Annotated in this window: 30 protein-coding genes; 18 read left to right on the forward strand and 12 right to left on the reverse strand. The window is 59.3% G+C overall.

Annotated elements, in window-relative coordinates:
• Window positions 1-12: 12 nt before the first annotated feature.
• The 12 genes from C7402_RS43885 to C7402_RS43935 form a co-directional block, all read right to left on the reverse strand.
• Entirely contained in the window at window positions 13-231 is a 219-nt protein-coding gene (locus C7402_RS43885; RefSeq protein ID WP_116614984.1) for a hypothetical protein, read from the reverse strand.
• Window positions 228-704, reverse strand: a complete 477-nt coding sequence (locus C7402_RS43890) for an XF1762 family protein (RefSeq protein ID WP_116614985.1) — start codon at window positions 702-704, stop codon at window positions 228-230. Before C7402_RS43890 ends, C7402_RS43885 begins: the two co-directional genes overlap by 4 nt.
• Window positions 701-898, reverse strand: a complete 198-nt coding sequence (locus C7402_RS43895; protein WP_116614986.1) for a hypothetical protein — start codon at window positions 896-898, stop codon at window positions 701-703. Before C7402_RS43895 ends, C7402_RS43890 begins: the two co-directional genes overlap by 4 nt.
• Window positions 895-1,467: a recombination protein NinG gene (locus tag C7402_RS43900; protein ID WP_116614987.1), complete on the reverse strand. Its 573-nt coding sequence runs from the start codon at window positions 1,465-1,467 to the stop codon at window positions 895-897. The genes C7402_RS43895 and C7402_RS43900 overlap by 4 nt, the downstream gene beginning before the upstream one ends.
• Window positions 1,464-1,610 (reverse strand): hypothetical protein, encoded by a 147-nt coding sequence (locus tag C7402_RS47285; RefSeq protein WP_165842130.1) that lies wholly within the window; start codon window positions 1,608-1,610, stop codon window positions 1,464-1,466. The genes C7402_RS43900 and C7402_RS47285 overlap by 4 nt, the downstream gene beginning before the upstream one ends.
• Window positions 1,607-2,128 (reverse strand): DUF1367 family protein, encoded by a 522-nt coding sequence (locus C7402_RS43905; protein WP_116614988.1) that lies wholly within the window; start codon window positions 2,126-2,128, stop codon window positions 1,607-1,609. The genes C7402_RS47285 and C7402_RS43905 overlap by 4 nt, the downstream gene beginning before the upstream one ends.
• Window positions 2,125-2,655: a hypothetical protein gene (locus C7402_RS43910; RefSeq protein WP_133254664.1), complete on the reverse strand. Its 531-nt coding sequence runs from the start codon at window positions 2,653-2,655 to the stop codon at window positions 2,125-2,127. The genes C7402_RS43905 and C7402_RS43910 overlap by 4 nt, the downstream gene beginning before the upstream one ends.
• Window positions 2,656-2,669: 14 nt before the next feature.
• Complete coding sequence (locus tag C7402_RS43915) at window positions 2,670-3,329, reverse strand: DUF6475 domain-containing protein (RefSeq protein ID WP_116614990.1); 660 nt, start codon at window positions 3,327-3,329, stop codon at window positions 2,670-2,672.
• A complete protein-coding gene (locus C7402_RS43920) occupies window positions 3,326-4,186 on the reverse strand; it encodes a hypothetical protein (RefSeq protein WP_116614991.1) in 861 nt (286 codons plus the stop codon). Before C7402_RS43920 ends, C7402_RS43915 begins: the two co-directional genes overlap by 4 nt.
• 13 nt (window positions 4,187-4,199) lie before the next feature.
• Entirely contained in the window at window positions 4,200-6,698 is a 2,499-nt protein-coding gene (locus tag C7402_RS43925; RefSeq protein WP_116614992.1) for a DNA methyltransferase, read from the reverse strand.
• Window positions 6,695-7,123, reverse strand: coding sequence for a hypothetical protein (locus tag C7402_RS43930; protein ID WP_133254665.1), 429 nt, complete (start codon window positions 7,121-7,123; stop codon window positions 6,695-6,697). Before C7402_RS43930 ends, C7402_RS43925 begins: the two co-directional genes overlap by 4 nt.
• A gap of 66 nt (window positions 7,124-7,189) precedes the next feature.
• Window positions 7,190-7,522, reverse strand: a complete 333-nt coding sequence (locus tag C7402_RS43935) for a transcriptional regulator (protein WP_116614994.1) — start codon at window positions 7,520-7,522, stop codon at window positions 7,190-7,192.
• Window positions 7,523-7,614: 92 nt separating this feature from the next.
• Here C7402_RS43935 and C7402_RS43940 point away from each other — a divergent pair, with 92 nt between their 5' ends.
• The 18 genes from C7402_RS43940 to C7402_RS44020 form a co-directional block, all read left to right on the forward strand.
• Window positions 7,615-8,421 (forward strand): S24 family peptidase, encoded by an 807-nt coding sequence (locus tag C7402_RS43940; RefSeq protein ID WP_116614995.1) that lies wholly within the window; start codon window positions 7,615-7,617, stop codon window positions 8,419-8,421.
• A gap of 671 nt (window positions 8,422-9,092) precedes the next feature.
• Complete coding sequence (locus tag C7402_RS48125; protein ID WP_279635612.1) at window positions 9,093-9,224, forward strand: hypothetical protein; 132 nt, start codon at window positions 9,093-9,095, stop codon at window positions 9,222-9,224.
• Window positions 9,221-9,466, forward strand: a complete 246-nt coding sequence (acpP, locus tag C7402_RS43945; RefSeq protein ID WP_116614996.1) for an acyl carrier protein — start codon at window positions 9,221-9,223, stop codon at window positions 9,464-9,466. Before C7402_RS48125 ends, acpP begins: the two co-directional genes overlap by 4 nt.
• A 48-nt stretch (window positions 9,467-9,514) precedes the next feature.
• Window positions 9,515-9,889, forward strand: a complete 375-nt coding sequence (locus C7402_RS43950) for a DUF1566 domain-containing protein (protein WP_116614997.1) — start codon at window positions 9,515-9,517, stop codon at window positions 9,887-9,889.
• A gap of 400 nt (window positions 9,890-10,289) precedes the next feature.
• A complete protein-coding gene (locus tag C7402_RS43955) occupies window positions 10,290-10,499 on the forward strand; it encodes a hypothetical protein (RefSeq protein ID WP_116614998.1) in 210 nt (69 codons plus the stop codon).
• Window position 10,500: 1 nt separating this feature from the next.
• Window positions 10,501-10,752, forward strand: a complete 252-nt coding sequence (locus C7402_RS43960; protein WP_116614999.1) for a hypothetical protein — start codon at window positions 10,501-10,503, stop codon at window positions 10,750-10,752.
• Window positions 10,753-10,994: 242 nt separating this feature from the next.
• Window positions 10,995-11,180 carry a hypothetical protein gene (locus tag C7402_RS46660; protein ID WP_133254666.1) on the forward strand — a complete coding sequence of 62 codons (186 nt, stop codon included), beginning with the start codon at window positions 10,995-10,997 and terminating at the stop codon, window positions 11,178-11,180.
• Window positions 11,181-11,337: 157 nt separating this feature from the next.
• Complete coding sequence (locus C7402_RS43970) at window positions 11,338-11,616, forward strand: KTSC domain-containing protein (protein ID WP_116615001.1); 279 nt, start codon at window positions 11,338-11,340, stop codon at window positions 11,614-11,616.
• Window positions 11,613-12,683 (forward strand): hypothetical protein, encoded by a 1,071-nt coding sequence (locus C7402_RS43975; protein ID WP_116615002.1) that lies wholly within the window; start codon window positions 11,613-11,615, stop codon window positions 12,681-12,683. Before C7402_RS43970 ends, C7402_RS43975 begins: the two co-directional genes overlap by 4 nt.
• Window positions 12,676-14,343 carry a YqaJ viral recombinase family protein gene (locus C7402_RS43980; protein WP_116615003.1) on the forward strand — a complete coding sequence of 556 codons (1,668 nt, stop codon included), beginning with the start codon at window positions 12,676-12,678 and terminating at the stop codon, window positions 14,341-14,343. The genes C7402_RS43975 and C7402_RS43980 overlap by 8 nt, the downstream gene beginning before the upstream one ends.
• Window positions 14,344-14,441: 98 nt before the next feature.
• Window positions 14,442-14,720 (forward strand): hypothetical protein, encoded by a 279-nt coding sequence (locus C7402_RS43985; RefSeq protein ID WP_116615004.1) that lies wholly within the window; start codon window positions 14,442-14,444, stop codon window positions 14,718-14,720.
• Window positions 14,721-14,731: 11 nt separating this feature from the next.
• Window positions 14,732-15,400 carry a 1-pyrroline-5-carboxylate dehydrogenase gene (locus tag C7402_RS43990; RefSeq protein ID WP_116615005.1) on the forward strand — a complete coding sequence of 223 codons (669 nt, stop codon included), beginning with the start codon at window positions 14,732-14,734 and terminating at the stop codon, window positions 15,398-15,400.
• 91 nt (window positions 15,401-15,491) lie between these two features.
• The gene (locus tag C7402_RS43995) at window positions 15,492-15,845 is read left to right on the forward strand and encodes an Lcl C-terminal domain-containing protein (RefSeq protein WP_116615006.1); all 354 of its coding nucleotides are present in this window, start codon (window positions 15,492-15,494) and stop codon (window positions 15,843-15,845) included.
• Between the two features lie 30 nt (window positions 15,846-15,875).
• Complete coding sequence (locus tag C7402_RS44000) at window positions 15,876-16,361, forward strand: Lcl C-terminal domain-containing protein (protein ID WP_116615007.1); 486 nt, start codon at window positions 15,876-15,878, stop codon at window positions 16,359-16,361.
• Window positions 16,362-16,375: 14 nt separating this feature from the next.
• Window positions 16,376-16,750, forward strand: coding sequence for a four helix bundle protein (locus C7402_RS44005; RefSeq protein ID WP_116615008.1), 375 nt, complete (start codon window positions 16,376-16,378; stop codon window positions 16,748-16,750).
• Between the two features lie 201 nt (window positions 16,751-16,951).
• Window positions 16,952-18,079 carry an RNA-directed DNA polymerase gene (locus C7402_RS44010; RefSeq protein ID WP_482812001.1) on the forward strand — a complete coding sequence of 376 codons (1,128 nt, stop codon included), beginning with the start codon at window positions 16,952-16,954 and terminating at the stop codon, window positions 18,077-18,079.
• Window positions 18,080-18,310: 231 nt separating this feature from the next.
• Window positions 18,311-20,146 carry a DNA cytosine methyltransferase gene (locus C7402_RS44015; RefSeq protein WP_116615016.1) on the forward strand — a complete coding sequence of 612 codons (1,836 nt, stop codon included), beginning with the start codon at window positions 18,311-18,313 and terminating at the stop codon, window positions 20,144-20,146.
• A gap of 11 nt (window positions 20,147-20,157) precedes the next feature.
• On the forward strand, window positions 20,158-20,622 hold a 465-nt coding region (locus C7402_RS44020), incomplete at its 3' end, for a GPW/gp25 family protein (RefSeq protein WP_133254667.1).

Here is a 20,622-nt window from a genome sequence, read left to right on the forward strand (position 1 = left end):
GTCACTCCTTGGTCACGCTTTGAATGTTTGGGATTGCTTTTCCACGTACGCCTTGCAGCGCCGCATTTCCTGAATTTCCGTCGAGGCCTTCTGCTTGCCGCGGCGGCATACGAACTTCCTGACGCCCATGTATTTCTGCACGATCAGCGAATCACAGCCGGCGCATGTCTCTGCCTGCTTTCTCTGGAGCACGAGCATCGGATCGTCGGCGTCGGGCCAGTTGGCGCTCATACCGCTTCCCAGAGCAGTTTCTGGCCGCGGAGCGCTGCATCCGTATCGATGCGCGGGCGCGCCGGCGTATTCCAGTTACTTCCACCACGCTCGCCAAGGAGCTTCCAGCCAGCTGCGCGGAGACTTGCGCCGCCTTCCGTCGGCAGCGTATATGTGATGAGACGTCGGTAGCCCATTGCCTTCACAGCACGCCATGCAGCGCCATAGAGCATCGAGCAGGCATTCCGCGTGCCGTCCGTGCAGCAGCGGTTCACCTCGAGCGTCAGGCCATCATCGTTCCCGCGTGCTACGGGGCGCCCGATAATGGCAACCCCACAGACCTGAGATGCTTGAGCAGCGATCGAATCGATCGAGAACACGTCCACCACCGAGATGCTGAACTTGTGCCCAACCACGGGCTCGTGATGTCGGTGATGCTGAGCAACGAACGCGTTGGCCTCGGCGAGCGAAATCGGGAAGATATCGAGGCTCACGCTTCTTCTTCTCCAGTAACGCCGAGGAATCGGTATTCAATGCAGCCGGGCTCTGGCATGTCGCTCGCCAGCCGCTCAACCTCGCGCGACGGCTTAGCACGCGGCATCGGGGGCGGCTCGCAGCGCGCATCAGGCAGCGGCTGATAGCCGCGAATCTCGCGCTGTGAGAACAGCCGCTTCAGCCAGCGAATCATGCAGCCTCCTTTCTGAGCCGCCGAACCTCGGCCCGATAGAACGTCTTCATCTCTACAATCTCCGGAACGGTGAGCTTTAGCGGGAGGTGCGGCCCTTCGAGACGCTCTACAGCTTCCAGTCCAATCTTCCTCACCAGGCCGACGCGGTACGCGATGAGATTTCCTGAGAGATGCACGTTGCAGGGCCCGCATTGCTTGTTCACGTTGAACGGATCGAAACGGCTTGCTGGATTCGAACCGACGGAACGGTAGTGCCCGGCATCCCATTGACCTCGCCACGACGCTGCTCGCCCGCACGAGATGCAAGGCAGACCAGCGTCGCGTTGACGTATCCATGCGTTGAACGCAGTCTGCAACTCGCGCAGATGCATGCCACGCGTCTTCGCCTTCTCCAGCGCTTCGCGGAGCGACTTGCGCTCATCGCGCTTTGCCCGGGCTGCCTTCTGCGCAGCTACCTTGCGCGCCCATTCGAGCGAGCATGGCACCGAACAGACCTTTGACAAGCTGCTGATAGGCGTGAAAGTGCGCGCGCATATGCGGCATTTCTTCGGCTTGAGCGTGCGATTCATCGCGCGAGCCATCCAAGCCAGAACGCTGCCCAAGGAGCTGCCATCGCGGCGAGCAGCACAACCCCGCGCGATCGCCTGCTGAGATACAGCGGAAAGACAGCGCCGAAGAGCGCGAGATTGACCGCCCAGATCAAGGTTTTCATTCGCCGAAACTCCCCAAGATGATTTCCATTGCCGCATCCGCCGCTTCGGGTGACAGCGCGGGCCAGAGATAGCGCGTGGCATGCTCGCTGCGCAGGAAATCGATTGCGTCTTCGTGGAACTGGCGCATCGTGCCTTCGTCGCACTTGCGGTAGCTGATCGAGCGCGGCACCGGAACGACGCCGCCACGCGGGCCGGCCATCCAGTCCACGAAGCCTGCGCCCAGCTTCAGCCACAGTCGGAATTGCTCGAATGTCTTGATGCGCTCCTGCGATCGGAATACCGTCGACTCAAGCACCATGTGGCGCTTGTGGAACCCACCGTGCCGCGGCGCCCATGTCTCGATGCTGAAGATCTCGCCGGCACCCGCGCGCGTGATCCATTGCCAGAAGCGACGCCACGACTTCTGGTCGTTCTCTCCGAGGCCGTCGATCATCTCGAAGAGCGCGAGGCGCAACGTCGCGCGCTGCTCCTCGCTGAGCTGCAGATCGGTACGCTTGACCAAGGTGATGTCCGTCATGCGGCCTCCCGCGACTGATGCCATTCGTCGACATCCATCGATTGCACGAACACGCGGCCCGTCTCACCACTGGGGACAACCACCATGCCAGCCGCAGCGGCGAATGGATTCGCTCGCTTGTTTCCGCCAGTCTTCGTGCCCTTCGGCAGGAATGGCTTCGGCACATCAGGCATTCCATTCGCGAGTGCCCATTGCGCCGCCCATTTGCCTTTGTTCGGAGGCGGCAACCAGCCCACGATACGAAGATCGGCGCGATACTCGAGCGTGATGTTCTGGGCGCCCCGATAGGTGAGCCCGAGGCGCGCACCAATCTCATGCGCAGTCAGGTGACTCTCCTTCTTGAGAAGCTTCAGAAGGCGATCGCGGCCCGGGCGGAATTTCACGACACCGGAACGCGGTCGGGCCAATCCTTCGCTCTGTGCCATCCGACGCACAGAGTGGGGCGTGTGCCGCGGGAAGAGCGCCATCAGCTCTGCGCAAGACCGAGCGGTTGCGTACTTCTCGCGCAGGAGCGTGATTTCTGGCATCAGCCAATCGTTTCTCATATCGCACCTTTCGCGAGGCGGAGTTTCGTGGGTTTCGGTCCAACTGGGCCGGCCGGCGGCAGTTGCATGACGCCGAGCAAAGGTTTGTTCGATCCGCCGGCGAGAACTGCTTGGGCCGCTTTCGCGTCGCCGATCAGGGTGGGGCGCTCGCTCGTGAAGCCAACCTTGTTGTTCGCAGCTTCGGCGATGCCGACCAGGAGCGGCAAGTATTCGGGGATCTCGCTGCGCATGCGAAAGCCGCGGTAGCGGTTGACGAACTCGTTGCGCACGAACGGCCATTCGTCCTCTTCCTTCGCGCCGAACTGCACCCAGCCGCCCATGTCGGTGATGACGCGGTGGATCACCGGATCGTCGAACGCGACGCTACGGTACGTACCCACCTCGCGCACCGCGCGATCCACCTTCGACCAAGCGACAAGCGCGGCATCCACCGTCGAACCCGCGAGCATCTTCACGACGTCGGCAGGCTTCGGCAGGAACTGCCCGCTGTCCGGGTTCACGCAGTGGCGATTGAGAGCATCGGCGACAGCCGTGAAGTCGTAGGCGAGCATGGCTTCCCACCACACACGCCCAGCGAACTCCGAAAAATCGCTTTTGTAAAACGCGTAGACGTCGGCGATAAGGCCGAAAAATGCGGGTTTGTCCGAAACGTTCACGACCCCTCCTGAGCGAGGCGCTGGGCGATCTCGCGGTTCTTGGCTTCGAGCTGCTGCTGCTTGTTCGGACGCGTGCGCTCACCGGCAAGCGTCTGGCACGTGGCTTTCAGGAACGACGGGGCATCACCAGGGCGGGCGACAACGGCGGAGCGCACAGCTTCGATCACGATATGGTCGCCATAGTCCTTCACGAGCTTTCCAACGAAGCTGCCGCACTGCGGAGCCGGCATGCCACCCTGCATCAGGAGCGATTTGCCAGCGGACCAGAGCTCGTCTTTCGTCATCTGCTCAGCGGACTTCGCAGGGGACGGATTTCCAGACGCGTCAGCGTCAGTACCGTTAGGTACTGAATAACTGGTACTGGTACTGGTACTGGTGTCGTCACTCACGCTGGATTCCCCTGTATGTCCCACGTCTGTCCCGTGGGACATTCCTGGGACTACTACGTCTTTCCCAGTCTTTTCCGCCTCCTTCCGTTTTCTCCATTCGGCCTTCCGGTTCCGGTCCTTGTCACGAGACGCGAGCATTTCGGCGACTCGGCGCGTGATCGTGTCGTGATAGAGGCGTCCATCTTCGGCCTTCCAAAAGCCACGCAGCAGGACGCTTCGATTCTTGGCGAACAGGGCCGGCTCCATACCGATGCGAACTGCGATGAGTTCGTTGTCATCTGGAAGAGAACCGCATGGGGTTTGCTTCCATGCAGTTACCCAAATCATGAAAAGCCACGGCCGCAATTTCCCGGGCGTCAACACCCACGTGTCAGACTGTTCGATTTGCTCGGTATCGAGCTCAAATCTCCAGCCCTTCGATCGGATGTCAGCCGCATACGGCACGGGCCGAACGGTGACTTCAGTCATTACCGGAACTCCGTCATGCAGCCTCAACGGCATCGAACAGCGAAGGCATGGAGTACTCGCGCTCCGCAGCGCGGAGGTAGTGCACCTGATCCATGAAATACGTCGGGTTGAGTTCCGAGCCACCCCCGCGACGTCCCTTCAGGATCGCGCGATAGGGGACCGTGCCGAGGCCGCAGAATGGGTCATAGACCATTTCGTCCGGGTTGCTGTAGCGCTCGATCAGCCGATCAACGATGTCAAACTGCAGCGGGCAAACGTGCTTTTCGACAGCGCGCTTTGCCTGCTCGCCATTGAGCGTGAGCATTCGCGTGACGTCGTGCCAGATCTCGGGGTGGTGGGAGCCGGGCGCCAGACTCATGAATGTCGATGGCAGACGCCCTTGCGCAAGCAGTTCCTCGCCGATCTTGACGTGGAACTCGTAGTCGTAGACGTTCGCGAGCGAGTACTTCGTGAAGAGGCTGGCCAGCTGGTCTGGCCCGAGCGCGGCAAGTTCTTCGGCTGTCAAGAGGCGATCGCCGCTCGAGCGCCAGAACGCGTGGGCGTCAACCTGCCAGCGTGCGAGGCTGTAATCGGTCTTTGCCTTGCGGATCGGCAGATCGGCGTAGCCCTTCGAGCGGTCCGTCTGCGGCTTGTGGAAAAGAAGCACGTATTCCGGCGAACCGACTCCCATCTTCGAGCCGTCCTTGCACATTTCGGTGTAGCCGAGGCGGTAGGTCTGGTTGTTCTCGCGAACAACGTCAGTGTTGACCGTGACCATCCCCATATAGTCGAAGCCGTGCTTGCGCGCATGAAAGATAGCTTCGGCATGGAAAGGGCTGACGGTCGGAATGCCGGCGCCGGTGACGTTGCCGAACAAGATCCGGTCCTTCACGTGGCAGGCATAGATACGACCAGGCTTCAGGATCCTCAGAAGCTGCGGCGTCAGGAAGTCCATCTGCTGCCAGAAGTGATCGTTGTCCTCGGTGTGGCCGAAGTCGTTGTAGCTCGGCGAGTATTCGTAATGATTCGCGAACGGGATCGACGTGACGATCAGATCCTTGCTGTTCTCTTCCTGGAGCTTCGCCTCTTCGACGCAGTCGTTGTTCGCGACGGCGAAACGATCGCCGGTCACTTCGATGCGTTCCACACCGATTGAGCGCGCGAGCGTTTCCTGCATCGCGAGCTGATTCAGACCGTACTTGCGGATGATCTCGGTCATTTTCTGCACCATCTCCTCGTGCTGGGTCCACTTCTGCTGCAGCGTGCGCAGCACTTCGCGTTCGGCCTCGCTGTACACGATGTCGATGCGCACGCGGTGCGGCTGCTGGAAACGCTGGACGCGGTGAATTGCCTGGATGAAGTCGTTGAACTTGAAGCCAATGCCGGCGAAGATTTCGCGATGGCAATGACGCTGGAAGTTGCAGCCGGAACCCGCGATGACCGGCTTCGTGGAGAGCAGGCGATACGCGCCGCTGCCGAAATCGACAATGCGCTGTTCGCGCTCCTCGAGATCCTGCGTGCCCCATACGCTCACGGCGTCCGGTAGCGCTGCCTGGATCGCGTGCCGCTCCGTTTCGAGGTCGTGCCAGATGACGAAATGATCAGCTGGCGCGGCATCAACAATCTCGCGGACCTTCTCTACGCGCGCGGGCAGACTCTCGCGCTTCTCGGCTGCCGCGGCGCTGAGACCTAACGCCGGATCCTGAAACATCAGGACCTGACCGTCGCGGTCGGTACCGGCTTTTGCGTAGTCCGTAGGGACCTCGTGATAATGGACGTCAAGGTCGGGAAGAACGTAGCCCTCGTCGCTATAACCGAGGTCGCTCGGGAACTGGATGAAGATCGCCCAGCTCGACACCCACAACCAGAATTCCTCTTCCTTGTGCGGGTAAAGCGTCAGGTTGCCGGCCTTCTCGCTATCGCGCTGGAAGAAGCGCGTCAGCGCTTGGCCGCTATCCATCACGCCGAGGAACGCGGCGTAATGAATCAGTTCCTTGAAGCGATTGGGGCTCGGCGTAGCCGTGTTGACGAGCTTGAACGGGACGCCCTCGAAAAGGGGAAGGAACTCCTGATACGTCTTGCTGCCAAAGCTGCGCAGCACGCTCGCTTCATCTAGGCTGACGGCCGTGAAACGGCGCGGATCTAGTTTTCCGTCGCGAACGGTTTCGTAGTTCGTGACGTAGAAGTGATGTTCCGCCGACATCTCGTCGGCACCGCGAATGAAGCGCAGCTCAATGCCGAGCATGCGCGCGTCGCGGATCAGCTCCTGACGCACGCCAAGCGGGCACACGATCAGGCCATCGCCGCTGGTCGCAGTGATGATCTGGCGCAACCATTCGCATTGCATGACGGACTTGCCGAGACCAAACTTCGCGAAGATTGCGCGATTACCGCCGAGCACGGCCCAGCGAACGATGTCGCGCTGGTGGGGAAACAGGCACTCGTGCAGAGCGGCCAGCTCGATGCGAAAGCCGTCGAAGCGGGCCATCTTGATCTTCTTCCGCAGGAAGGCGGTGTAGTCGGGCGCGCTCATGCCGCCCTCGCAGTCTTGGCCTTGTACTTCGCCCGCAGTTCCGCGGCGCGCTGCTCGGCTTCGAACAGCTCGCGCATGTCGTCGTCGAGCAGCAGTTCACGCTGATACGTAATCCACTGTGTCATCAGGGTATGTCCGACTAAACACTCAAACGCCGCGACGGCGGTGATGGGCATGTGCCATACCTTGCCGGCGCCATCACGGCCGTTCTTGATCTTGGAAAATTGTGAAGCGGACAAACCCAGCGTCCCTGCATACGTTTTTTCCAGGAACTTGAACTTTGAGAGTTCAATCGATTTCCTGATCAGGCCCGACTCGCAAGTAATTGATTCGACTACAGATTGATCCACCGGCTGCGGTCGATTCATACGACACATGAGCGGCAATTCGAACTGAGTGGCATCAGTTGACACTGGAGTTGACACTTGATGCTCCGGGAAAATTAAAGCGCCTCGAGGACGCTAACGAATGAAATAAGGACTGCTATGTGCTTACAAAACGACTTTGGCTTGCTTCTCTGTACCGCTCGATCCGCCTACGGGCGGCTGGACGTCGTCGCTGGCATCGATGCGGTCCCGATCGGGGGCGCACAGAACAACTCTCAAGGTCGTCCAGTCTTCATGCGGATTGAGTTCTTCGCACCGCACACCTGTTGCGCGTTCAATCGCGGCGCACATACTGGCATCGCTTACAATTCCCTTCTTTTTCCAGTAGGCAACCATCTGCTGGCTTGCCCCAATGGCGACTGCAAGATTCGTTTGGCCCTCTGCTTGCGCAATGGCCTTTTCGATTCCAGTCTGCGGGGTGGGCGGTTTCTTTGGCATGTCAGTGAATGGTCTGTCTACAAGCGTATTTGTAGCACAGGGCGAATCACTCTACAAGCACTTTTGCAGCGTCTTAGTACAAAATCCTTTGTATGAAAAAGACGTTCGCCGAAAGACTTGAGTGGGCGATGGTATGCGCAGGGCTAAACCCCCGCACGGACCAGAGCGCGCTCGCGAGACAGGTGCCCTGCAAGCCGCAGGTCATCCAATACCTGCTTGATCACGATAAAAACGCGAAGGGCAGCAAATATACAATCCGCATAGCCGATGTCTTAAAATGTGACCCCAGATGGCTCGCTGATGGGTTGGGGAAGGCGCCCACACAGTCCGATCTTGTTGGTGACCACAAAACGTCACAATCTGATACGTCGATCAGCACCCCAGATAGCGATCTATTTGGTGAACGGTTGCTTAATAGCAGCGATACTCTAGTGGCAGGGGACCTTCCAAATCCTACAGCTGACGAGTTCGCTATCGTGCCGCAACTAGACATCGCCGCTGCTTGCGGCAATGGCCGCTTTGAAGACCACGTGGTCGTCAAGGGCGGCCTGGCATTTAAAAAAACATTCCTGCGAGAGTACGGCGTACCGGAGCACTCGGCTCGGATCATCTATGCCGAGGGCGCGAGCATGTACCCGAAGATTCAGGACGGGCGTGTCGTTCTATTGAATACGGCCCAGCGAGATCCCATTGAAGGGAAGATCTTTGCGGTGTGCATGCCCGACGGCGGATTGGTTCTCAAGCGTCTGGTGCGGGAGTACTACCCACCAGCTGGCTCTACTGTCTGGATCATGCGTAGCGACAATCCGGACAAGACGGAATTCCCCGACAAGATGCTTCCGCCAGATGACCGCACTCTAATCATCGGCCGAGCCGTCTGGACCGACAACATTCTGTAACGTCTACAAAGACGTCCAGATATGTAGCCCGCCTCGAGCGGGTTTTGTTTTGTCGTCTGCTACAAAAATAACTGTAGAAAGTTCTTGCGCCTACAAACACGCTTGTATAAGATGAAGTCCATAGCAGCAAGCAACACAGCGCAGCGGCGCGCCGATCCAGTGACAGTGGATCGGGATCTTTCAAAATTCGTGGATAAAAGGTGTCACGGCGAAAGCCCGAGCGCACACACGTCCGAATCCCACCGCGTGAGTAGCAGGAAGAGTGGAAATGGCCGAACCGTATCGACGGGGATGCTTCCTCGAAAGAGGCGCGCAACATCGCGTCGATCGCGTGGTAATCGACGCAACCGTGCGGGACCGGGAGCCGGCATAGCTGGAAGTAGTCCGGCCCGCACGTAAAGCAATGTCTGTCGCGGCAAGCGCATTCGATGAGTGCTCTTGCCGGGACTGGATGGCTTCCCACTTCAAGACGGTCCCCCTAAATGTCTACCAAGTGGAGAACTGGTGGCCACTTACCCGCTACCCGACTCGCCGCCGTAAGCGGCCTGAATTCCTCGCCCGGCGGATAAACGGGAATTTCCTGTAGCACGCTTTGTTGGGAATGCCGCCCGTTAGGCGGCTTTAGCAAGTTCTTTGCGTGTTCCAGTAAGTTAGGACAACTGGAGAGAATCATGTTCGCAACCTATGCAGCCATTGGCTTCTCGATATGGTTCATCCTGGTCCTGTTTGCATGTGCCTTCATCCGCGGCGCCAGTGAACGTCGCGAAGATCAACAGCGGTGGGAACCCAGGAGATATCAATGATTGAAGTAAAAAGCAACGTCGCCGAGAAGATCAGGGAGATCTTGGCGACGCAGTACTGCACGACGGTGGACGAGCTGCGTGACGATACACGCTTGGTCGAAGAACTCGGTGGCGATTCGCTGGATCGCATCGAACTGGTGATGGCAGTTGAGGATGAGTACGACATCGAGATCCCAGACGAAGATCTCGACAAGTTCACCACGGTTCAGTCGATCATCGAATACGTGCAATCGAAGGTCTAGCGCGACACACTGGAATTTCCCATCTTTCTTCCATTCTGTAGAGAACCCATGAACGCACAAACCACCGAAGTCGCGGCGATCGCGCTTCCCGAACTCGCCGAAGGCGAAATCTATGTCGGCTTGATCGGCGACGCAACCCGCAAAGCGCATCACGTGATCCTGCTTCCCGGCGACAACGACGGCGCCAGTTGGAACGACCAGATCGAGTGGGCAAAGTCGATCGGCGGTGACCTTCCGAACCGCATTGAGCAGGCCATGCTGTGGGCCAATCATCGCGACCAATTCAAGAAGGATTGGTACTGGAGCAATGAGGAAGAGTCAGCCGGCTGGGCCTGGTTTCAGCTCTTCAGCTATGGCACCCAGCACTACCTCGCTCACGACGGTGAGTTGCGCGCCCGCGCCGTCCGCAGATTGTTCATTTAGTCATTCGCCAATTTTCTTCGGCGTCTGATCTTGCAATACCCCGTGAGAGAAGGGGCGTAGTACGGCGTGGGTGTGGCTGGAGGTGGGCTGCGGGAAAGCCTCCACGAATTGCCTAAACGCAGCCGCCGGCCCCAAGTGCAGTAGCGAAGGTGAAAGCCGACCGAGATTAACCAGGCTTGACGGCCCCGAGAGTAGGGGCATCCTCAGCAGTGATCGGTTGGCGACACCGGCCGGGCCCCGGTGTAACGCTTCTCCGGACACGAAGAGCGCGGCGCAACGTTGCCTTATACGAGCGCTGACCGATCACTGCTGAGGATCGAAAGATCCCGCTATGAAGCCAGCCCGGCTCCAACAGGGTCACGCGGGTGGGAAGCCCGTCAAATAGATCAGGAGTACTGAAATGGGAAAGCATTTCAATGCCAATGTCTGGCGCGAATACGACAGCTGGCGCACGCGTGAGCCGGAAGAGGCAGAGCTGCTGACTGCGGAAGAGCGCGAGACGTTCGCCATCGTGGATGAGGACTATGCCCGCGATGCATCCGACGCTCAGGACGAAATGGGACCGCGTTTCCGCCCGGCATACCGTGTCCGCTTGATGGATGAGATGTGAGATGGCCGTCGACCTCTCATGGGTTTTCAAAAAATCGAAGCCCGAGCCGGTCTCTGGCTGGGAATCCGCGTTCGCTGATTCTCGCGCGCATGGCCACAACACGGACGCCTACACGTTCCAGATCGCGTGGGCGTACGCAGAGGATCACTTCAAGCGTCAGCCGCGCTTCAGCGAAACGTCGTGCTCGCAATGCGGCAAGGATCTCGGCCCTGGCGATGCGGGTGTGAGCAGCTGCAGTGAACACGGAGCGTGACATGAACCGCCTGCACCACTTCATTTTCATCGGCAGCAACGCGTACCTCGAATTCACTTTCGTACCGTGGCTGAACAAATCGGTGTATCGCCGGACTGTGGATCTCAAAAACGTATGTCTCCAATAAAGCCGATCGATGAGCATCAGGCACGGAGCCTCGATGTTCTGTATGTCCTGATGGCGAGCTTCGCGGCCGTGGGGGCGATGACCGTGGTGATTTTCATGTTCACGAGGAGTCTCACATGCTGCGGATGATTGATCTTCGCCACGTCGAAACCGGCCTGAGCGAACGCGAAAAGCGGGAGGCCGTCGAGGAATGTCAGCGGCTTCGCCAGCGCGAGCAACTCGGCACACGGCATTTGCTCCATCCAGCAAACGCTCCCCGGAAGGGCGTCTATAACCCGCTTACCGGAGCGCGCCTGTCGTGATCAGGGCTCTCGATCGCTTCCATGCGAAGCACCCACGGTTAGCTCTATCGCTGGCGATTCTGGTGGCCTTCATTTGTCTCTACATCGCCAACGAGATTGACAACGAAAACACGGCTGCTCTGCGTCTGCAGATGGCAACTACTTCAAAGGGAACGACATGACACGCATTATCGCTATGGACTCGGTCGAGTCCTCGCAGATCCACAGCATCGGCCACGATGCTGAAACGAGCACGCTCGCGATCCGGTTCAAGAACAATGCCGGCGAGCCGACGTCGCTGTACCACTACGCGAACGTCGATGTTGACACGTTCTCGGCATTCAAGGGCGCCGAGTCGATCGGTTCCCACTTCTACAAGAACATCAAGCCGTTCAAGGGCAAGTACCCGTACGAAAAGATCGAGTCCGCGCCGGCCGCCGCCCAGGAGCAGGCATGAACACGGCATTGAGCGTGCGCCAGGAATTTGGCGCACAGGAAACCACGACTGCGCTCGTGGAGACTGCATCGACCGCGATCGCCGCGAAGTCCAAAGCGATGGTCGAAGCCCGCTACATCATGGCGATGCAGCGTCCGCGCAACTGGGATCAGGTCCGTCAGGACTTGATCTCGGAATGTAAACGGCCGCTCTTCGCGAACAACAAGAGCGCGTATTACCGGAAGCCCATCGGCAACGGTGTGGAGGGTCTGGGTATTCGATTCGTCGAAGTCGCACTCCGATGCATGAAGAACGTGCTGGTCGAGACGACGATGACGTTCGAGGACGAGACGAAGGAGATTCATTGCGTAAGCGTGACCGATCTCGAATCGAACTTGACCTATCCGCTCGATGTTCGTGTGTCGAAGACGGTCGAACGGTCGAAGCCGATGGACGATGGCTCATACATCTCGGTTCGCAAGAACAGCTACGGAAAGATGACCTATACCGTGCCGGCGAACGACGATGACCTGTTAAACAAGCGTGCTGCTCTGATCTCCAAGGCCATCCGTACGCTGGGTCTGCGCGTCATCCCCGGTGACCTTCAGGACGAAGCCGAGGAAATCATTAAAGCTGTGCGGATGGACGAAGCCGCACGTGATCCTGGCGCCGAGCGCAAGCGCATCGCGGATGCTTTCGCTGAGATCGGAGTGAAGGCGGCAGACCTGACGGATTATCTCGGGCACTCCCTCGATACATGCTCGCCTCCCGAACTCGTCGACCTTCGCGGTATCTATGGCGCGATCAAGGACGGCGAGGCGACATGGAAATCTGTCATGGAGAACAAGGCCGAGCAGCAAGGTGGTGGAGAAGGCGGCTCGAACTCATCGGGCGACAGCGCATCGGCAGCCAAGGTGACACCGGTTTGCACCGCCGAAGAGTTCGAGAAGAAGAAGACCGACTGGCGTAAGCAGATCGTCGAGAAGACGAAGACCCCTTCGGAATTGGTCGCGATGATCGAAACGAAGAAGCGCCTCACCGAAGACCAAAAGATGACCATCGACAGCTGGAGCCACGAAAATGACTGAGCGCGTCATCCATAACCTCGCCCAGGGATCTGATGAGTGGGCCCAGTTCCGCCTGACTCGCTTCGGTGCGAGCGAAGCGGCCGCGATGCTCGGCATATCGACGAAGGTCAAGCGCACCGAACTGCTGCATATGAAGCACACCGGCACGCCGAAGGAGTTCAGCGACTGGGTGCAGAAGAACATCCTCGACTACGGCCACGAGGTAGAAGCGCTCGCGCGCCCACTCGTCGAGGAACTGATCGGCGACGATCTGTATCCGGTGACGTGTTCCCTCGGTCAACTCTCGGCGTCGTGCGACGGACTGACGATGTCGGAGGAGATAGCGTTCGAGCACAAGCAATGGAATACGAGTCTAGCCGATTCGGTGCGCGCTGGCGTGCTGCCAGAAGAATACTGGCCGCAGTGCCAACAGATCATGCTTGTGACCGGTGCGAAGAAGGTGATCTTCGTCGTGTCAGATGGAACATTCGATAACTTCGAACGCGTCGAGATTGAGCCTGACGAAGCATGGTTCGAGCGTCTGCGCACCGGCTGGGAGCAGTTTTCGAAGGATCTGGCCAGCTACGAGCCGCGCGATATCCCCGTGCCACCGAAGGCCGAAGCCATCATGGCGCTTCCGGCACTCGCCGTGCAGATCCGCGGCGAGGTCATCACGAGCAACCTGCCGGCGTTCCGTAGTGCCGCCGAGACGTTCATTGCGAGCATCAAGACGGAACTGAAGACCGACGAAGACTTCGTCCAGGCGGCTGCCACCGTCAACTTCTGTGACGACGCCGAGAAACGTCTCGCGGCAGCGCTGGACGGTGCGATCGCCCAGATGTCGACCGTCGATGAAGTGAAGCGCACTGTCGAGCATCTGATTGAGCAGTTCCGCACCAAGCGTCTCGCGCTCGACAAGCTGGTCGAAAAGCGTAAGAAAGAGATCAAGGAGAGCGCGGTCGAGGAACGCCGCCAGAAGTACTTCGACCACGTCGACGCACTGAACAACGCATTGGGCGACGTGAGCATTGTGGTTCCGACGCCGGATTTCGTCTCCGCAATCAAGGGGCTGAAGACGATCGCCAGTCTGTACGACAAGCTCGACACTGCACTCGCCAACGGCAAGATTGTCGCTGATACGGCAGCGAGGGATCTGCGCACCAAGCTGGACTGGTATGAGCCGCACGCCGAGGCGCATGGATTCCTGTTCCGCGACCTGCAGACGCTGATCCAGAAGCCGAGCGAAGACTTCCAACTCGCAGTGACGTCGCGCATTGCGGAGCACAAGCGTCAGGAAGACGAAAAGGAAGCGAAGCGCAAGATAGATGAGGCCGCCGCACAGGCGACCGCTCCGGGAAACGATGGTGGGGCGGCTATTCCTATCTCGTCCTCGACCGCCCCGGTTGTCGCTGCTGCAGACACTGGCAAGAGCGCCGCGGCACCTTGGTTTGCTCCCGCGCGAACGGTGCCGACCAGCTCGCCCACTTTGCGCCTCGGCCAGATCAATGAACGTCTTGCGCCGATCGCGCTGACGGCAGAAGGGTTGGCAACTCTGGGGTTCAAGCACGCCGCGACAGACAAGGCTGCGAAGCTGTACCACGAAGAAGCCTTCCCCCAGATCTGTGCGGCGTTGATCCGCCATATCGAAACGGCAGTTCAAGACCTCGAACACGCCGCGTAACCGAACCGCCTCACTCCAGCCACGATGAAGCGCAGCCGCCTCCCTGCGTACGGATCTCGGTAAGCGCTGCGAGTGAGGCGCCATATTCTGAGGATGACATGAACAAAGAGCAGATTTACGACGCGCAGATTTCGCCGTTAATGGGCAAGATCATCGAGATTTGCCGCCTCAACAAGATAGCTTTTGTTGCGTCGTTCGCGATCCCCAACGAAGAGGACAACAACTTGTGTTGTTCGTCCGCAATGCTGGGCGATGAGTTCGAGCCACCTGTGGAGTTCAAGCGAGCGTGGAACGAGATCAAGCCCGGTGGTAGCAGGCCGATGATGCTGCGCACTGAAGATGGTGATGGACGCGTCACTCTGACCGCGATTGTCTGAGGTATCGGGATATGAGAGACGATATCACCAAGTATCTGGGCACCGTACAGCAATCGACAGCCAAGACGATCGCTTCGCGGATTGGCATGGATCAGCTGGAGGTAGCGCGAGAACTCAACCACATGCTGGCTGACGGACTTGTCGAGCGCGAGAAAAAGCACGGCGCTGGCAATGAGTACTACTACTGGCTATCGCGTGCAGACCGCGCACCCGAAGCATCGGACCAGACTACGGAAGCTGCCACGATGGTGGAAGCGTCGTCCGCTGCACCGGCGACTGATGCGATCGAGCGGCAAGTGATCGCGCTCCGGAACCAGATCGTCGATCTCAACGCGCGCCTCGAAGCAGGCGGGTCGTTGCGCGTGCAGATCGAGACAGAGCGCGACGAGCTGAAGATCGAGAACGACGCGATGAAGCAGGCGAACACAAAGCTCCGCGAGAACAACGCGGCGCTCGAGGCGCGTATCGATGAACTGACGCTCGGGCCGGTTGGCGCGAAATCGCCGCTGTTCGTGACCGTGGGTCGCTATTCAAAGCCGATGCGCCACGATTCGCTGGAGAAGGCCCAGAAGAGAGCGGCGGCGCTGGTTCGTGGCGAGAAAGAAAGCCGGGTTCTGGTGTTGGAGCCAGTCGGCAGTGTGATCCGCGGCAGCGAGTGGCTGCCACGCAAGACGGCATAGCTCAGGTTTGATCCCGTGCCGGTGCGTGAGGACTACGCGCTGGCTTTTGATGGGCCGCTCACACAGGGCTCACTTTTTTAAAGGACAGGAAATGCAACAGATCCAGATTCCCCCGCTCGCTGAGGGTGAGATCTACCTCGGTGGCTTCGTCGTTGCGAAAGGTGACGTGACACACACGATCCTGCTGCCTGGCGACAACGCCGATGCAACGTGGCAATCGCAGATGGAATGGGCGAAGAGCATCGGCGGAGATCTGCCGACACGTGTCGAACTGGCCGTCGCATTCGCGAAGCACCGCGACCAGTTCGAACGCGACTACTACTGGTCGAACGAATCGGAAGGATCCGGCTGGGCCTGGTATCAGACCTTCAGCAGTGGCTCCCAGACCTGCAACGTTCGCGGCAATGAGTTGCGCGCCCGCGCCGTCCGCAGATTGTCGATTTAATCATTCACCCATTTTCAACGGGACATTGCAATGACGACCACGCTTGAGGCCATCGAGGCCGCGCACTCAAAACTCGTCGACGATCATGCGCGCATTGGCGCCATGATCGATGAGTTCAAAAAGCAATCCCAGGCAACCGAGTACCGCATCGAAGCGGTCACGATCCCGCTTGCGGCCGGTGAGCGCTTCGCAGGAGGGATCCTGAACGAAGACGGCACGCTGAGCCACTATCTCATCCTGTTGCCCGGTCAAGCAGACGATGTGGACTGGAACGCTGCGCGCGAATGGGCTGCACAGCAGGATGGCGATCTGCCAACACGTCGCGAGCAGTCGCTGCTTTTCGCGAATCTCAAGCACGAGTTCGAAGAGCGCTATTACTGGTCCGGCGAACAGCACGAGGAAAACGCCGGCTGGGCCTGGTGTCAGCTCTTCTACCATGGCCACCAGTACTACGACGCTCACGACGATGAGTTGCGCGCCCGCGCCGTCCGCAGATTTATTCCTTCAGTAATTTGATCATTTAAAACGCCGTGGCTCTGCACACCCAATTGCCCATTTATCGAGCGGCGTATGCGCTGCTCGATATCGTCACCGATCTGGCCAAGGACATGCCTCGCAACTTCAAGCGCTCCATCGGCGAGAAGATCAGTGCGGAATGCATCGAGATCATGGTGCTGGTGTTTCGCGCAAATGTGGCATCCGACAAATCTCCCCATCTCACCGAACTCCTCGAGCGCCTTCAGGTGATCGAGTTGCTTCTTCGGCTGGGTATGGACAAGCGGCTCATCGTGCGACCCGCCTACGCGGGTGCGATCGAACAGACGACGAGCATCGGAAAGCAGGCCAACGGTTGGAAAAACTCCGCAAGTCGCCCGCTCCGTGGTGGTCAAGGCTCCCGCGGCTGAGCGATCTTCAATCTGGTCGTGCCGCTGGCCCACAAGGCCACCGCCATGCGTATCAGGGAAACCGGCTGCCGGTGTGCAGAAAGGTCCCGCGCAGTTTCCCGGCTGAGCAATCGAACGGGCGACGTAGATAGCACGATATTTCCGGCTGGGCCTGGTATCAGAACTTCAACAATGGCAACCAGAACTACAACGATCACAACAATGAGTTGCGCGCCCGCGCCGTCCGCAGATCGAAATACCCTCTCGTTTGTCGAGCTTGTCGAAGCCTATCTCGACTGCCGGCGTACGAAACGCAACACCGGCGCCGCGCTGGCGTTCGAACTGAACCTCGAGCGCAACCTGCGGCGCCTTTACGACGAACTGGCAGCCGGAACTTATGTGCCAGGGCGTTCAAAGTGCTTCGTCATCACGCGACCGAAGCCGCGCGAAGTCTGGGCCGCGGAGTTCCGCGATCGCATTGTCCATCACCTGCTATACAACCGGATCGGACCTCGCTTCGAGCGCTCGTTTATCGCAGATTCGTGCGCCTGTATCGAGGGACGTGGCACGCTGTATGCCGCACGTCGTCTCGAAGCGAAGGTGAGATCGATCACGCAGAACTGGTCACGCCCCGCGTACTACCTGAAGTGCGATCTAGCAAACTTCTTTGTCAGCATCGACAAGAGGATCCTGCTCGAGTTGTTGCTGGCGAAGATCTCCGAGCCCTTCTGGCGTGCGCTGACCGAGCTCGTGCTGATGCACGATCCACGGGCCGACTTCGTCTACCGCGGCGACCCGGCAATGATGGAGCGCGTGCCGACGCACAAACGCCTGATGGAACAGTCCAAGCACCTTGGGCTCCCGATCGGAAACCTGTCGAGCCAGTTCTTCGCGAATGTCTTACTCGACGTTCTCGACCAGCGTGCGAAGCATGAACTCGGCGCTCGACACTACATCCGCTACGTCGATGACTTCGTGATCCTGCATGAATCGCCGCGCTATCTCAATGACGTGCTCGCGGACGTGACGGCGTTTCTGCCGGCTCGCCTCGGCGTCCAGATTAATCCACGCAAGACCATCCTGCAGCCTGTGGCGCGCGGAATCGATTTCGTTGGTCAAGTCATCAAACCGTGGCATCGCGTGACGCGTAAGCGCACGCGCGACGACGCGTTGCGGCGTGTGGCCACGGCACCGCCGGCGGACGTGTTTGAGATGGCGAACAGCTATTTCGGACTCTTGCGTCAGGCGACGGCCAGTCATCAAGATCGCGCACGGCTGGCGAATGTGGTGCGTTCTCGCGGCCGTTCCGTCGATGCTGCTTTCACAAAGACTTTTAGAGGAGGTGTATGAGTCGCTGCCTGCTTCATAAGACAAAACTCGAAGCCTTCAAAAATTGGCTAGACGCCTCTGGGATCGAGCATCGACCTCCGCGTGGAGATTTTCAAGTCCTTCAGATCAAAACAAAGAACCGCCAGTGGCAATGCGTCTTCGATCGGATCGAGGCGCCTGAGCACTACACGGTGGCTTGGCCACTAGAGCCGATCGTTCGGCGATTCATCCGTGCATCGAGGAGACATGTACATGAAGCGTGACAACATATCTCTGCCGCTTGATCTGGGTAGCGAACTGATCATCGACAACTTCGCCGGTGGTGGTGGCGCAAGCACCGGGCTCGAGCGCGCATTCGGACGCCCGGTCGACGTCGCGATCAACCACGATCCCGAAGCACTAGCCATGCACGCGGCGAACCATCCGCAAACGGTGCACTACTGCGAGAGTGTATTCGACGTCGATCCGATCGCCATCACCGGAAATCAGCCGGTCGCGCTCGTCTGGCTTTCGCCCGACTGCAAGCACTTCAGCAAGGCGAAGGGAGGCAAGCCGGTTAGCAAGAAGATTCGCGGGCTCGCATGGATCGCCATTCGCTGGTGCCTGCGCGCACCGCGAGCCTTCATGCTTGAGAACGTTGAAGAGTTCGTGACGTGGGGCGACCTGATGGAGACCTCGCCTGGTGTTTGGCTTCCTGATCCTGCGAAGAAGGGCGAAACCTTCAAGGCGTTTCTCGGCATGCTGACGACTGGGATCGATGTGGACCACCCTGCACTTGTAGAAGTCTGCGAAGTGCTTGAGATCCCTATCGATGGGCCCGACGCTAGACGACTCGTGAATGGTCTTGGCTACAAGGTCGAATGCCGCGAGCTGCGCGCCTGCGACTACGGCGCGCCGACGATTCGCAAGCGCTTCTTCATGGTCGGGCGCCGCGACCATCTGCCGATCGCCTGGCCGGCGCCGACACATGGTGATCCGAAGAGCGCGGACGTACGCGCGGGCAATCTGTTGCCGTGGCGCACCGCGGCGGACTGCATCGACTGGACGCTGCCGTGCCCTTCGATCTTCGAACGCGCGAAACCGCTGAAGGACGCGACGCTGCGCCGCGTGGCGAAGGGCATCATGAAGTTCGTAGTGAACAGCACGAATCCATTCATTTTGTCGGTCGCGCATAGCACGACCACTGGCCGCGGCCCCAATGTCTGGAGCATCGACGAACCACTGCGCACGATCACGGGGGCTAACGACAAGTACATCGTTGCACCGACTCTGATGCACGTCACGCATCACGGCGGCGACCGCACGGCATCGGTCGATGCCCCCATCGCCACGGTCACAGGCGCGAATCGCGGTGAGCAGGCGCTTGTCGGTGCGACTCTGGAGAAGATCCCTACGTTCGATGAATGGATTTCCGCCACGAAGTCAGTCGGCGGTACGCGCCGAGAATATGACCGAATCTATGGGTGCGACGATCTTGCCGCTGCCACGCTGATCCAGACCGGCTACGGTGAGCGTGAAGGTCAAGAACCGCGCGTGCCGGGGCTCGACAAACCGCTCGGAACGGCCGTCGCGGGCGGCGTGAAGCATGCAGTTGTGTGCGCCTTTCTCGCGAAGCACTACGGCGGCCATGAGTCATCGGGCGCGGCACTCGACAAACCGACGAGCACGATCACGACTCAGGATCACCATCATCTTGTCTCGTCACACCTCGTCAAGCTACGCAACAACCAGTTCGGCCAGGACGTGCGCGAACCGATGCCGACGCTCACCGCCGGCGGCGGCCACGTCGGCGAAGTGCGCACGCTCCTGCAGAAGTACCACGGTCCTGACGCGCTCGGCATCGTGACGATCGGTGGCGAGCAATACGCGATCGTCGACATCGGCATGCGGATGCTCCAGCCGCACGAGCTGAAGCTCGCACAGGGCTTCCCATACAGCTACGTGATCGACCCAGTAGTCAATGGCAAACCGCTGTCGAAATCGTCGCAGGTGCGCATGATTGGCAACAGCGTGTGCCCTGACGTCGCCACCGCACTGATCGTCGCGAACTTTGCGCACGAGAAGCAGATGGCTGGTAATGCAGCATAACGGAGACGATCATGAGCAGATCCGGATATAGCGACGATTGCGACGATCAATGGGGCCTCATTCGCTGGCGAGGCGCAGTCAAGGCATCGATCCGTGGCGCTCGCGGCCAAGCGGCGCTGAAGGAGTTGGCCGCCGCAATGGATGCGATGCCAGACAAGACGCTTGCAGCGGAATCGCTTGCCAACGAAGACGGCGAGTTTTGCACACTGGGCGTTCTCGGGCAGGCGCGAGGACTCGACATGGCCCCTATCGATCCCGACGACTGGGAAGCCGTCGCGAAAGCATTCAATCTCGCGCCCGCGATGGTTCGGGAAATCGTCTACGAGAACGATGAATGCCTTTATCCATGGGATTGGGTAGATGTCGAGGTGTACGGGCCCATTCGGCGTTATGAGCCGCGTATTCGCTCTGTGCGCGTGGCCATACCTGGAGAAACGCTCGGCGCACAGCGCTGGCATCGCATGCGTCAATGGGTC

The sequence above is a fragment of the Paraburkholderia unamae genome, assembly GCF_003096875.1.
Taxonomy (GTDB): Bacteria; Pseudomonadota; Gammaproteobacteria; order Burkholderiales; family Burkholderiaceae; genus Paraburkholderia; species Paraburkholderia unamae.